11 protein-coding genes and 1 tRNA gene are annotated in these 12,832 nt (G+C 70.9%); 3 read left to right on the top strand and 9 right to left on the bottom strand.

All coding sequences use genetic code 11. The features are described 5' to 3' along the window. Positions 1 to 31: 31 nt before the first annotated feature. From ACFC96_RS06700 to ACFC96_RS06670, 7 genes are all read right to left on the bottom strand, one after another. The gene (locus ACFC96_RS06700) at positions 32 to 487 is read right to left on the bottom strand and encodes a hypothetical protein (RefSeq protein WP_376262264.1); all 456 of its coding nucleotides are present in this window, start codon (positions 485 to 487) and stop codon (positions 32 to 34) included. A gap of 94 nt (positions 488 to 581) precedes the next feature. Continuing rightward, on the bottom strand, positions 582 to 1,178 hold the full coding sequence (gene pth / locus ACFC96_RS06695) for an aminoacyl-tRNA hydrolase (protein WP_376262267.1): 597 nt from the start codon (positions 1,176 to 1,178) through the stop codon (positions 582 to 584). Between the two features lie 100 nt (positions 1,179 to 1,278). Further along, the gene (locus tag ACFC96_RS06690) at positions 1,279 to 1,869 is read right to left on the bottom strand and encodes a 50S ribosomal protein L25/general stress protein Ctc (protein WP_376262270.1); all 591 of its coding nucleotides are present in this window, start codon (positions 1,867 to 1,869) and stop codon (positions 1,279 to 1,281) included. Between the two features lie 181 nt (positions 1,870 to 2,050). Then, positions 2,051 to 3,028: a ribose-phosphate diphosphokinase gene (locus tag ACFC96_RS06685; RefSeq protein ID WP_116512553.1), complete on the bottom strand. Its 978-nt coding sequence runs from the start codon at positions 3,026 to 3,028 to the stop codon at positions 2,051 to 2,053. A gap of 119 nt (positions 3,029 to 3,147) precedes the next feature. Further along, complete coding sequence (glmU, locus tag ACFC96_RS06680) at positions 3,148 to 4,596, bottom strand: bifunctional UDP-N-acetylglucosamine diphosphorylase/glucosamine-1-phosphate N-acetyltransferase GlmU (RefSeq protein WP_376610648.1); 1,449 nt, start codon at positions 4,594 to 4,596, stop codon at positions 3,148 to 3,150. 117 nt (positions 4,597 to 4,713) lie between these two features. Then, positions 4,714 to 4,784 (bottom strand) — tRNA-Gln (locus ACFC96_RS06675). 11 nt (positions 4,785 to 4,795) lie between these two features. Continuing rightward, on the bottom strand, positions 4,796 to 5,668 hold the full coding sequence (locus tag ACFC96_RS06670) for a hypothetical protein (RefSeq protein ID WP_376610646.1): 873 nt from the start codon (positions 5,666 to 5,668) through the stop codon (positions 4,796 to 4,798). 166 nt (positions 5,669 to 5,834) lie between these two features. Here ACFC96_RS06670 and ACFC96_RS06665 point away from each other — a divergent pair, with 166 nt between their 5' ends. After that, the gene (locus ACFC96_RS06665; RefSeq protein WP_376262279.1) at positions 5,835 to 7,139 is read left to right on the top strand and encodes a sensor histidine kinase; all 1,305 of its coding nucleotides are present in this window, start codon (positions 5,835 to 5,837) and stop codon (positions 7,137 to 7,139) included. A gap of 286 nt (positions 7,140 to 7,425) precedes the next feature. Here the strand turns inward: ACFC96_RS06665 and ACFC96_RS06660 are convergent, their stop codons facing one another. After that, entirely contained in the window at positions 7,426 to 7,908 is a 483-nt protein-coding gene (locus tag ACFC96_RS06660) for an SUKH-3 domain-containing protein (protein WP_376262282.1), read from the bottom strand. A gap of 68 nt (positions 7,909 to 7,976) precedes the next feature. Next, the gene (locus ACFC96_RS06655; protein ID WP_376610644.1) at positions 7,977 to 8,549 is read right to left on the bottom strand and encodes a YwqJ-related putative deaminase; all 573 of its coding nucleotides are present in this window, start codon (positions 8,547 to 8,549) and stop codon (positions 7,977 to 7,979) included. A 221-nt stretch (positions 8,550 to 8,770) separates the two neighbouring features. Between ACFC96_RS06655 and ACFC96_RS06650 the strand changes: the two genes are divergently transcribed. Further along, entirely contained in the window at positions 8,771 to 9,796 is a 1,026-nt protein-coding gene (locus tag ACFC96_RS06650; RefSeq protein ID WP_376262288.1) for an SMI1/KNR4 family protein, read from the top strand. 7 nt (positions 9,797 to 9,803) lie between these two features. After that, positions 9,804 to 12,767, top strand: coding sequence for an SUKH-4 family immunity protein (locus tag ACFC96_RS06645; RefSeq protein ID WP_376610642.1), 2,964 nt, complete (start codon positions 9,804 to 9,806; stop codon positions 12,765 to 12,767). Positions 12,768 to 12,832: the final 65 nt, after the last annotated feature.

Here is a 12,832-nt window from a genome sequence, read left to right as displayed (position 1 = left end):
TCACTCCGACCGGCCGAAGGATGACGGCAGTTCACCAGGTGAGCGTCGCGAACGCGACACTCAGCAACGCGACCCCGGTGGCTGCCGTCACCCATGCCCAGCGCGTCAGACGCAGCCCGCCCGCGATCACCACCGCGGCCAGCAGCAGCGCCCCGCCCAACGGGACCCACGCGTGGAAGAACCCCGCGGCCCCCGTGCGCACCACCTCGCCCGTACCGGGCTTCACCACCACCGGGACACGCGCGCCCTTGTTCTCCGCGATCGACCGGTCGATGACGACACGGTCGCGGGGCTGCGAACCCGGCGACAGGGGCGCGTACGGGCCGGTGCACGTGTCCTCGGTGCACCGCGTCACCGTCATCGTGCCGCGCTCACGGCCCTTGGAGAGCATCACGTGCTGAGCCGACGCCCAGGACGCCCGGACGCCCGCGATCAGGATCAGCAGGGTCACGACCGCCATCGCGGCCCGTCGGGTGTACGAGAGCATGGCGGCGATCCTTGGCCATGGCCCCGCGAAGAGTCAAGGAAAGCCGACAGGCCCCGGGCGAGATGCCCGTGACCTGTCGAGATGCCCGGTGAACTCAGGAGTTGTACGCGCTCTGCGCCCGCTCCAGGCCCTCCGTGACCAGACACTCCACCGAGTCCGCCGCCCGGTCCACCAGGTAGTCCAGCTCCTTGCGCTCCGTCGACGAGAAGTCCTTCAGAACGAAGTCCGCGACCTGCATACGCCCCGGCGGACGCCCGATCCCGAACCGCACCCGGTGATAGTCCGCACCCATCGACTTCGTGATCGACTTCAGACCGTTGTGCCCGTTGTCGCCACCGCCCAGCTTCAGCCGCATCGTCCCGTAGTCGATGTCCAGCTCGTCATGGATCGCCACGACGTTGCCGACCGGCACCTTGTAGAAGTCCCGCAGACCCGTCACCGGACCACCCGACACGTTCATGAACGACATCGGCTTCGCCAGGATCACCCGGCGGTTCTGCGGACCCGGCGCACCGATCCGCCCCTCGAGCACCTGCGCCTGAGCCTTGCCGGCCCGCTTGAACTTGCCGCCGATCCGCTCCGCGAGCAGATCGGCCACCATGAAGCCCACGTTGTGCCGGTTCATCGCGTACTCGGGCCCGGGGTTCCCGAGACCCACGATCAGCCAGGGGGCAGTGGCATCGGTCGTCACAGGGACCGCGTCTCCTCACCTACAACAGACGGACACGAACATGAAAAAACGGGGTGGCGGGCCGCAGTGGCCCGCCACCCCGTCAAGCAGAGCGTACGGCTCAGGCCTCGGCGGCCTCGTCCTCGGCGGTCTCCGCAGCCGGCTCCTCGGCCTGCGCGGCCAGGATCTGGATGACGACGGCCTCGGGGTCCGTGACCAGGGTCGTACCGGACGGCAGCGTGACGTCCTTCGCGTGGATGGCGTCGCCGCCCTCCAGGCCCGCGATCGACACGGTGACGGAGGTCGGGATGTGCGTGGCCTCGGCCTCGACGGAGAGCGTGTTCAGCACGTTCTCGACGAGGAAGCTGCCCGGCGCCAGGTCGCCCTCGGTCTCGACGACAACCTCGACCGTGACCTTCTCGCCACGGTTCACGAGGAGCAGGTCGACGTGCTCGAGGATGCCCTGACGGAGAGCGTCACGCTGCACGGCCTTCGGGATCGCCAGCTCGTTCTTGCCGTCGATGTCCAGGGACAGCAGGACGTTCGGCGTACGCAGCGCGAGCAGCAGGTCGTGGTGCGGCAGCGTGATGTGGACCGGCTGGGTGCCGTGACCGTAGACAACACCGGGAACCTTGTCCTCGCGGCGCAGACGGCGGGCGGCACCCTTGCCGAACTCGGTGCGGGACTCTGCGGTGATCTTGACCTCGGCCATGTTCACTCCTCGTAGAAAAAATGGGGAAGGTGGTCACCCGGCCACAATCGGGCCTGCTACGAAGAGCGCGTCGATAACGGACCGCCGCACATGACAGTGCGGCCTCCCTCGCCGAGCAACTCCGTGAGTCTACCCGGCGGGAAGGCCGCCCCAAAATCGATCTAGAAGAGCCTCGGCGCGACTACGCCTGCTCCTCGAACAGGCTCGTCACCGAACCGTCCTCGAAGACCTCACGCACCGCACGCGCGATCGTCGGCGCGATCGACAGCACCGTGATCTTGTCCAGCTCCAGCTCACCCGGAGTCGGCAGCGTGTCCGTGAACACGAACTCACTCACCTTCGAGTTCTTCAGACGGTCCGCCGCCGGACCCGACAGCACACCGTGCGTCGCCGTCACGATGACGTCCTCCGCACCGTGCGCGAACAACGCGTCCGCCGCGGCACAGATCGTGCCACCCGTGTCGATCATGTCGTCCACCAGGACACAGACACGGCCCTTCACATCACCGACGACCTCGTGCACGGTGACCTGGTTCGCCACGTCCTTGTCACGACGCTTGTGCACGATCGCCAGCGGCGCGCCCAGACGGTCGCACCAACGGTCCGCCACCCGCACACGGCCGGCGTCCGGGGACACCACCGTGAGCTTGTCGCGGTCGACCTTCGCCCCCACGTAGTCCGCCAGGATCGGCAGCGCGAACAGGTGGTCCACCGGGCCGTCGAAGAAGCCCTGGATCTGGTCCGTGTGCAGATCCACCGTCAGAATGCGGTCCGCACCCGCCGTCTTCATCAGGTCCGCCACCAGACGCGCCGAAATCGGTTCACGTCCACGGTGCTTCTTGTCCTGACGGGCGTAACCGTAGAACGGCACGATCACCGTGATGGAGCGGGCCGACGCACGCTTCAGCGCGTCGATCATGATGAGCTGCTCCATGATCCACTTGTTGATCGGAGCCGTGTGGCTCTGGATCAGAAAGCAGTCGGCGCCGCGAGCGGACTCCTGGTAGCGGACATAGATCTCGCCATTGGCGAAATCGAAGGCCTTGGTCGGAACGATCCCGACACCGAGCTGGTGCGCGACCTCCTCGGCAAGCTCGGGGTGGGCGCGGCCGGAGAAGAGCATCAGCTTCTTCTCGCCGGTCGTCTTGATCCCGGTCACAGCACTTGTCTCCTCAGACGCGTTCTTCCGCCGCTGCGCCCGCTCGTCCCATTAGCAGCGAGGCAGCCGAATCGTGTGCACCTATCACGGTACGCCGTGTCGGACGCACCTGTTTCCGGTCAGCCTTCGCCGCCGGCCTCCCGGGACGCCTCCTCAGCCGCCTTCGCAGCCGCACTCCCCGGACGCTTACGGGCCACCCAACCCTCGATATTCCGCTGCTGGCCACGGGCCACGGCCAGCGAACCCGCCGGCACATCCTTCGTGATCACCGACCCCGCGGCGGTGTACGCACCGTCCCCAACCGTGACAGGCGCCACAAACATGTTGTCCGAACCCGTCTTGCAATGCGACCCGACCGTCGTGTGGTGCTTGCTCTCACCGTCGTAGTTCACGAACACACTCGCGGCACCGATGTTCGTGAAGTCACCGATCGTCGCGTCCCCCACATACGACAGATGCGGCACCTTCGTACCCTCACCGATCGTCGAGTTCTTCGTCTCCACGTACGTACCGATCTTGGACCTCACGCCCAGCCGCGAACCCGGCCGCAGATACGCGAACGGACCCACCGACGCCCCCTCGCCCACCTCGGCACCGTCCGCCACCGTGTTGTCGACCCGCGCCCCCGCACCGACCCTCGTGTCCCTCAGCCGCGTGTTCGGCCCCACCTCGGCACCCTCACCCAGCCACGACTCACCCAGCAGCTGCGTACCCGGATGCACGATCGCGTCCCGCTCGAAGCCCACCGTCACATCGACCCACGTCGACGCCGGATCCACGATCGTCACACCCGCGAGCATCGCCTGCTCCAGCAGCCGATCGTTCAGCGTCCGACGCGCCTGCGCCAACTGCACACGGTTGTTGATACCCGCGATCTCACGGTGATCCGCCGCCACCGAAGCACCCACACGGTGCCCGGCCTCCCGCAGAATCCCCAGCACATCCGTCAGGTACTCCTCGCCCTGACTGTTGTCCGTACGCACCTTGCCCAGCGCGTCCGCCAGCAGCGCACCGTCGAACGCGAACACACCCGAGTTGATCTCACGAATCGCATGCTGCGACTCGCTCGCGTCCTTGTGCTCGACGATCGCCGTCACCGCACCCGACGCACCGTCCCGCACGATCCGGCCGTAACCGGTCGCGTCCGGAACCTCGGCCGTCAGGACCGTCACCGCATTGCCGTCACCCGTGTGCGTCGCCGACAGGTGCTTCAGCGTCTCGCCGGTCAGCAACGGAGTGTCACCGCACACCACGATCACCGTGCCGTCGACAGCGCCACCGAGCTCCTCGAGCCCCATGCGCACGGCGTGCCCCGTGCCGTTCTGCTGCTCCTGCACGGCGGTACGGGCGTCCGGATCGATCCCGGCGAGGTGCTCACGCACCCGGTCCCGCTCGTGACCCACGACGACGACCAGGTTCTCGGGGCTCAACTCCCGCGCGGCGGCGAGCACATGCCCGACGAGCGAGCGCCCGCTGATCTCATGCAGGACTTTGGGTGTGGCCGACTTCATACGGGTGCCCTCACCCGCTGCAAGAACGACGACGGCGGCCGGGCAATTGGCGCTCACGGGTGGCCCTTCGGCTTCGGATGCTGTGTGGGGTGGACATCCGCAGGATACCGGGGCGTTGCGGGCGCGAAATGGGGGCGGGGCCCGACCTGGTGGTCGGGCCCCGCCTCACCTGTGCTCCCGGGGAAGGAATCGAACCCTCATTCAATGGACCAAAACCATTTGTCCTGCCATTAGACGACCCGGGATGGTTCGTCCGCTAGGTCCGAATCTGACGATCCGTACCGCGCGCGGACAACACTATGCCGTACCACCAGCCTTCAATGCGACGGTACAGATCGGCCCCCTGGGGAACGCGCACGAGCAAGCAGCCGTGATAGTCCGCACCCACGCGCTTGCGGTTGGTCTTCGGGTTGTGCTTTTTGAGTGAGGTCTTGCCGAACTGCGAGGGGTCGGCGCCGACCAGGGCGGCCCAGAACATCTCGGCCGCCGCGATGTCGGCGGTCTCGTGGATCTGCACGTGGAACCTCAGTCGCTCAGGGGTGACTCCAAGGAGGCGGAGCCACTCCAGGTAGACCTGGATCATGTCCGGATCGCTGTTGACGAAGTCGACTCGTTCCTGGCGGCGATGGGCCTTCGCCTTCGAGCCCTCGGACCAGTAGAGCCCGACTCCTACCAGGAACAGCTCGCGGTCGGACAGGGCGCCGATCTCTTCGGTCGCTGCCTGCCTGGTCTTCTGGCGCCCCTCCTCCCGGCGCTGGAGGGTGGCTTCCCATCCGCGCCTTGCGATCGCCGAAGCTTCCTCGCGGGTGCGCTTGCGTTCCGGCTTCGGCAGATCCCGTACCCAGAGCGAGATCGAACTCTTCGAGCACCCGAGCTCGACCTGGATCTGGTCGTACGTCCATCCCTGGAGCCGTAGCTCTCGTGCCCGGTCCCGCAGGTCGTCCTTTGCGTTCGGGCGTTTCGTCCACTCCGGTGCCGGTTCTCCGTCCAGGAGGCGGTTGAGGATGTCGTTGTTGTCGATGAAGAGGCGGTCGCGGATCTGGCGGCGGCTCAGCCCCTCCCGCCGCAGCGCGACCGCCCGCTCCCGCAGTCCCTCGAAGTCTGTGTACTTGTCTGTGGTCTGTGTCATAGGCACAGGCTCGTCCGGGGCGGGTTCGGGTGGGTCGTATTTGCATATGGGCCAACAGTTCGAGGGATACCGGTTGGTTTCGCTTCTGTTCGAAGGCGGTCTGTGGTGAAGGGCTGCGCGGAAACTCACCGGAAATCGGGCAGCCCGCGCCCGTAGGCTGGACGGCATGACCACGACGGGGGAAATGCACCGGGCGGCCGGGGGGCCGTGGTGGTGGGAGCGGTGGCGCAGTGCCGCGCTCGATGTCGGGCTGGCCGTGGCGTCGGCGGTGGAGTGTGGGGTGGAGGGGGTCGGGTTCGCGCGGGACGCCGGGGTGCCGGCGGCCGTGGGTGTCGTCTTCGGGGTGCTTGCCGGGGCCATGCTGGTGCTGCGGCGGCGGTGGCCGATCGCGGTGGTGCTGATCGGGGTCGCGGTGACTCCGGCCCGGATGGGCGTGCTGCTGAGCGTGGTGGGCCTCTACACGCTGGCCGCGTCCGAGATGCCGCGGCGGATCATCGGGGCCCTGGCGGGGATGTCGTTCGTCGGGACGCTGATCGTGTCGGTGGTGCGGGCGCAGCAGGACATGGGGCACGGGAATCTCGTGCGGGTGGGGGACTGGTTCGTTCCGTTCGTCGCCGTCACGACGTCGTTGGGTGTGACCGCTCCGCCTTTGCTGCTGGGGCTCTATGTCGGTGCGCGGCGGCGGCTCATGGAGAGTTTGCGGGAGCGGGCGGATTCGCTGGAGCGGGAGCTTCAGTTGCTCGCGGAGCGCGCGGAGGAGCGGGCCGAGTGGGCGCGGGGCGAGGAGCGGACGCGGATCGCCCGGGAGATGCATGACGTGGTCGCGCACCGGGTGAGTCTGATGGTGGTGCATGCGGCGGCGTTGCAGGCGGTGGCCCGTAAGGATCCGGAGAAGGCCGTGAAGAACGCTGCGCTGGTCGGGGACATGGGCCGGCAGGCGTTGACCGAGTTGCGGGAGATGCTCGGTGTGATGCGGTCCGGTGGTGGCGGGCGTGAGCCGGGTGCGGGGGTGCCGTTGGCGGCGGTGGGGGTGGCGGCTGCGGCTGCTGCGTCGCGTGCCGTTGACGAGGAGGACGGGCCGTGTCTGGGTGATCTCGATGAGCTGGTGGGGCAGTCGCGGGCCGCGGGCATGGTGGTGGAGCTGCTCGTCGAGGGTGATGTGCGGTCGTATGTCGCGTCGGTGGAGCAGACCGCGTACCGGGTGGTGCAGGAGGCGCTGACGAACGTGCACAAGCATGCGGCGGGCGCGAAGACGTATGTGCGGTTGGCGCATCGGGTGTCGGAGATCGCGATGCAGGTGGAGAACGAGCCGCCGCCGGACGCGGATCCGGCGTCGGATGTGCGGCTGCCGAGTGGGGGGAACGGGCTCGTCGGCATGAAGGAGAGGGTGACGGGCCTGGGCGGGGTGTTCGTGTGCGGGCCGACGGACGCGGGTGGGTATCGGGTGTCGGCTGTGTTGCCTGCGGCTTAGCGTTCGGCGTTCGGCGTTCGGCCGCGGGTGCTCGGCGCTCGGGGTTCGGCCGCGTGGGCTTGGCGTCTGTGGTGGAGCGGGGCCGGTGGTGGTGCGCGCCGGGTGTCGGTGTGGCGGGGACGCGCCGGGATGTCCGGGCTTGCTGTGCTGCCGGTCGTCGTCACCGGGCCGGGGCGTCCGTGTGCGGTGCCGGCGGCTCGGCGCGCGTTCCGGCACGCTCCCTCGCGCCTCGTCTGTGCGTGGCGGCCGGTGGGGGCGGGGCCGCATGTCGTTGTGCGCGGGTGTTCTACGCGGTCAGGCGGGTCGGCTGGGTGCCGTTGACGAGGGTTTCCAGGGCGGGGTCGATGCCGGGGCCGAGGTACCAGTCGCCGCTGTGGTCGAGGGCGTAGACGCGGCCTTCGGTGTCGATGGCGAGGAGGGCTTCGGAGCCGGATTCGGCGCCGAGGGGGCAGACCTCGGTGTCGAGGGCGCGGCCGAGGTCGCCGAGGGTGCGGGCCATGTGGAGGCCGTGGAGCGGGTCGAGGTGGGGCTGGGCGGGGGCTATCTGGCGGCCGGGGCCCTGCGGGGTGAGGTGGAGGCCGCCGAATTCGGCCCAGGCCTCGACGGCGGCGGGGAAGACGGTGTGGCGGTGGCCGGCGGGGGACACGTGGGTGCGCAGGGCGTCGGCCCAGAATTCGGCCTGTTTGATGTCCCAGCGTCCGGGCTGCCAGCCGGCGGCGCGCAGGGCTGCGTCGACGGGGGCGGTGAAGCGGGTGCGGTCGGCGGTCATGTGGGGTGGCTCGTCCTGTTCTGCTGCTGCCTGCGGTGGTGCGGTGGTGCGGTGTGCACCGGTTGCGGTCAGTCGGCGGTGTCGGCGGCCGGGTCCACGACGTTGACGCCGAAGTGGGCGGTGAGTGCGGCGCAGGCGCGGCAGGGGCGGGCGAAGCCGCCGTGCAGGGGGTCGCCGTCCTCGCGGATGCGGCGGGTGGTGAGTTTGGCGTGTTTGAGTGCTTTGCGGGCTTCGCCGTTGGTCATGGGTTTGCGGCGGGCGCGTTTGGAGCGTTCCTCGTCGGCGGCCGTGAGGTGGCGGGAGATGAGGATCGTTTCGGCACAGCGTCCGGTGAAGCGGTCGCGCTGGGTGCTGGTGAGGGTGTCGAGGAAGTCCTGGACGAGGGGGTGCAGGGCGGGGGCGTGTTCGCCGCGGGCCGCGGTGCTGGTCAGTGTGGTGCCGCGTACGGAGAGGGCGGCGGCGACGGTGGGCAGGATGCCGTCGCGGCGCTGGCGCAGGGCCGGGGCGGGCGCGTTCTCGGCGCTGCTCCAGCCGACGCGTGGGTCGCCGGAGGTGCCGTCGGCGGTGGCCGGGTGCCCGGTGTCGGGCTCCGAGTCGGTCGCGACGGCCGTGTCGGATGACGGTGCGGTGCTGCTCTGCATGTGGTGCTTCCCCTCCTGCAAACCCCCGGGTTGCGTGCACAGACTGCCAAATGCGGCCGGTGGTGCGGAAGCTGGGGCGCGGCGACACGCGGGAGCGTGGGCTCATCGTCACGGTGGGGTGACTGCTGGTCATGGAACCGGAGGGCCGGTGACCGGTGTCGTACAACCGCATAGGCTGTCGCTATCCGCGATCCATAACAGTGCCGCAGGGGGCAACCGCCATGACGACAGGTCGGCTCGGGCAGCAAGCCGCGCCGCCGAACGCGGCCTACGCCGGGCAGGTCGTGCACTTCCCGGACCCGGTCCGTGCGGCGCGCCATCCCAGGGGCGTACGGATCGACGGGAACGGCTATCCGGATTTCTCGGCCTACGCGCGCGCCGCGGCGGAGATCGCCGAGCCCCCGCAGGGGTTCGGGGTCGATGAGCTGCGGCTGACGGACTATGTGTCGGCGAACGCGGCGATGGCGGCCGCCGGGCATGAGTTGTGGGACACGATCGTGCCGGTGGCGACGCCGCACGGCTGGACGTGGCATCACGTGCCGGGCAGTCGTCGTATGGAGCTGGTCCCGGTCGAGGTGAAGGCGTTGCTGCGGCATCACGGCGGTCTCGCGACGGCGGCGGTGGATCACGGCAAGCGGGGGACGCGTCCGTTGCAGGAGACGCGTCCGGCGCACTTCGGGCTGCCGAAGTCGTCGGTGGCGGTGACGGAGCAACAGGTCCTCGGTGTCGAGGAGGACTTGGGGTACCGGTTGCCGGGTGCGTACCGGGCGTTCCTGAAGGCGGCGGGCGGGTGCGCTCCGGTGGGCGCGGCGCTCGACGCCGAGCTGGGGCTTCTGGTGGATCAGCCGTTCTTCACGGTGCGGGACGAGGCCGCGGTCAACGACCTGGTGTACGTGAACAAGTGCCTGCGTGATCACCTGACCAAGGACTATCTGGGTGTCGGGTTCGTGCAGGGCGGCATTCTCGCCGTGAAGGTCAAGGGTGATCGGCCGGGTTCGGTGTGGTTCTGCGCGTACGACGACGCGCGGGACAGCGGGGACACGGCGGGCTGGTCGGTCGCGGAGCGGGTGGAGCGTCTGCTGCTGCCGTGCGGTGACGACTTCGACGCGTTCCTGGCCCGGCTCGCGGGCAATCCGCCGGAGCTGGAGACGGTGGCGAACCTGATGGTGGACGGCGGTTTCGCGAGTGCGGTCGACGCCTCGGGCGTGGCCGTGCCGGCTGCTTCGGCTGTTCCGGACGAGGGGTGAGTGTCCGATGGTGACGTTCGCGCAGGCGCAGGAGCGCGCCGAAGAGTGGATCAACGGTGATGTGCCCGCCTATCAGCACCGTGAGGTGCGGGTGCGGGAGTTCGAGCTGGGGTTCGTGGTGTGGGCCGAGGACCGCGAGGGCGGTCCGGTGTCCGGTGGCGGGCGGCAGCGGCTCGTCATCGCGCGCGACAGCGGGGACGCCTCGTTGTGGCCGGGGCTGCCGGTGGGTGAGGTGATCCGGCGGTACGAGGAGGAGTACGGGCTGCCGGAGGCTTCGCCGGAGCCGGCGGACGCGCCGCCGGAGCGGGTGGACCTGAACCAGACGTCGTTCCTGTTGAGCCCTCCGGAGTGGCTCCAGGAGGCGGCGGACAAGCTGGGTATTCCGGACCGGCGGGGGGATGCGTCGTCGGCCGGCGCGTCTTCCGGTGAGGGTTCCGCGTCTCGTACAGGTTCTGCTTCCGGTACGAGTTCGGGTGCGTCCGCGCCTGAGCCGGCCGCCCCCGCGCCCGCGTCCGCGAGTGCCGACGCGGGCAGCGGTGCGACGCCGTGGCCCGCCTCGCCCGCGACGCCTTCCGGGGCGACCCCGTGGGCCGGTACGGACACGAACGCGGACGAGGAGGAGGACCGCTCGGTCGCGCCTCCGGCGACGGTGTTCGCGCCGCCGCTGGTCGACGAGGGTGACGCGCCTGCGCCCACCGCCGCGCCGGAGGCCAAGACGGCGCTGATGTCGGGCGGCAGCCGGCTTCCGCGTACGGCGGTGGCCCCGGCGGTCGAAGGGCCGGCTCCGGCCGCTCCGGGCACCCCGCCGCCGGGTGCTCCCGACGCGTACGGCTATCCGCAGGGCGCCGGCGCGCAGCAGACTCCGCCGCCCGGCGGCCCGCAGGGCCACGGTCACCCGCAGGGTCCTGGCACTCCGCCCCCGGTCAACGTGCCGCAGGCGACCGGGAGTTCGCAGGGTGGTGCGCCGCAGACTCCGCCGCCCACGTACGGGTACCCGCAGGGCCCCGGCGCGCAGCAGACTCCGCCGCCCGGCGGCCCGCAGAGCCACGGTCACCCGCAGGGTCCTGGCACTCCGCCCCCGGTCAACGTGCCGCAGGCGACCGGGAGTGGTGGTGCGCCGCAGACTCCGCCGCCCACGTACGGGTACCCGCAGGGCCCCGGCGCGCAGCAGACTCCGCCGCCGGGTGCTCCCGACGCGTACGGCTATCCGCAGGGCGCCGGCGCGCAGCAGACTCCGCCGCCTGGCGGCCAGGGCGCGCCCGGGGCCGGTGACATCGCCGACGCCGCGACCAGCAAGGCGCAGGGGCCGCCCCGCGGTGCGCGCGGTGGTGGCGCGACGACTCCGCCGCCGCCCGGTGCCCCGGGCACTCCCGGCGCGCGTCCCTCGGGGCCCGGCGCTCCGGGTACCCCGGCGGGCGGCTACGTTCCGACGCAGCTCGTCTCGCAGCTCGGCCCCGACGCCCCGCCCGCCCCGGGTGGTACGCCGCCCGGCGGTGTGCACCACGCCGCGACGATGCTGGCCGACCCGAGCCTCGGTGGCCCCGGCGCTCCCCAGCCGCCCGGTCCGCCCGGCGCGCCCGGTGCGGGTGCGCCCAAGCCGCCGGGCGCCCCCGGAACGCCCGGTGCGCCGCAGCCTCCGGGTCCGCCCGGCGCTCCCGGCGCCCCCGGTGCGCCGCAGCCTCCCGGTCCGCCCGGCGGTACGCCGCCCGGTGGGGTGCACCACGCCGCGACCATGCTGGCCCAGCCGGGACCGGCCGGTCTCGGCACGCCGCCCCCGCCGGCGGCACCCGGTGCGCCCGGTACGCCCGGGGCTCCCGGTGGCGGTGTCCATCACGCCGCGACGATGCTGGCCGGTCCCGGTCAGGTCGGTCCCGGCATGCCTCCTCCCGGGCCGCCGCAGGCGCCGGGCGGTGTGCCGATGCCGCCGCCGATGCCCGGACAGCAGGTTCCGGGTGGTCCGCCCCCGGCCTCGTACGGGTATCCGCAGCCCACGGGTCAGCCGACCGTCGGGCCCGGCTATCAGGCCGTGCTGCGCTACCGCGCGCCCGATGGGTCCGAGCAGCAGCTCATCCGCCGCTCGGCGCCCGGTACGCCGCACCCGGAGTGGCAGATCTTCCATGAGCTGCGCGGCATGAACATCCCGCCGGACCAGGTCCTGGAGCTGCACACGGAGCTGGAGTCCTGTGAGCTGCCGGGTGCGTACTGCGCCCGCATGATCCGTGAGCAGTGGCCGCAGGCGCGGATCACGTCCATCGCCCCGTACGGCAGGGACCACGCGTCGCGCCAGCAGGGCATGCAGCAGCTGATCGCGCACCAGGGCGAGCTGCACCAGGTGGCGGACGGTCCGGCGCGGCCGGCGCCGGTGCGTGCGCCGCTGCCGCCCGCGCATCCGATGCCGCCGGTTCCGCCGGAGGCGATCGGGCAGGAGCTGGCCGCGGCGTTCGGCCCCGGGGTGTTCCGGTTCGACCAGCGGGCCGTGTCCCGTCAGGGTGTGCCGGACCTCGTCGCGCACACCCTCGTCGTGGCGGGGCTGCCCGCCGACTTCGGGCCGTTCTTCTGGGCGCAGGCCCAGCCGGGCCGCCCGGTGCCGACGCTTGCCGAGCTGGCGCAGGAGCGGGGGGCGCAGCCCGCGCCGGACGCGGGTTCGTATCTCGTGATGGGAAGTGACTTCGGGCGGGCGATCTGCGTCCAGTACGGAACGGCGAACATCGTGGCCGTGCCGGTGGAGGCGGGTCCCGGCGGTGCGCCGGTGCCGCCGCAGTTCGTGAACACGGGCCTGCCCGAGTTCGCGCGCAGTCTCGCGGTGCTCGGCCGGATGTGGCCGCTGCGGTACGGGCTCAACCAGGAGCAGGCGGGCCGCTGGACCGTCGACTTCCAGGCGCAGCTGGCCGCGGTCGACCCGGCGGCGCTCGCGTCGCCGGAGGGCTGGTGGTCGGTGCTGCTCGAGCAGATGTGGGACGGCCTGCTGTAACCGCTGACGGAAGGGCCGGGGAAAGCGCCGGCAGAAGAAGGGGAGAGGCGCGCGACCGATTCGGT

This window comes from Streptomyces sp. NPDC055955 (assembly GCF_042270245.1).
Classification (GTDB): Bacteria; Actinomycetota; Actinomycetes; order Streptomycetales; family Streptomycetaceae; genus Streptomyces.
This window is presented reverse-complemented; position numbering and strand designations above follow the sequence as displayed.

Coding starts and splice junctions, on each gene's coding strand:
- ACFC96_RS06700 (WP_376262264.1), bottom strand. CDS start 487: ATGCTCTCGTACACCCGACGGGCCGCGATGGCGGTCGTGACCCTGCTG.
- ACFC96_RS06690 (WP_376262270.1), bottom strand. CDS start 1,869: ATGGCCGAGGTCAAGATCACCGCAGAGTCCCGCACCGAGTTCGGCAAG.
- ACFC96_RS06670 (WP_376610646.1), bottom strand. CDS start 5,668: ATGACACAGACCACAGACAAGTACACAGACTTCGAGGGACTGCGGGAG.
- ACFC96_RS06665 (WP_376262279.1), top strand. CDS start 5,835: ATGACCACGACGGGGGAAATGCACCGGGCGGCCGGGGGGCCGTGGTGG.
- ACFC96_RS06660 (WP_376262282.1), bottom strand. CDS start 7,908: ATGACCGCCGACCGCACCCGCTTCACCGCCCCCGTCGACGCAGCCCTG.
- ACFC96_RS06655 (WP_376610644.1), bottom strand. CDS start 8,549: ATGCAGAGCAGCACCGCACCGTCATCCGACACGGCCGTCGCGACCGAC.
- ACFC96_RS06650 (WP_376262288.1), top strand. CDS start 8,771: ATGACGACAGGTCGGCTCGGGCAGCAAGCCGCGCCGCCGAACGCGGCC.
- ACFC96_RS06645 (WP_376610642.1), top strand. CDS start 9,804: ATGGTGACGTTCGCGCAGGCGCAGGAGCGCGCCGAAGAGTGGATCAAC.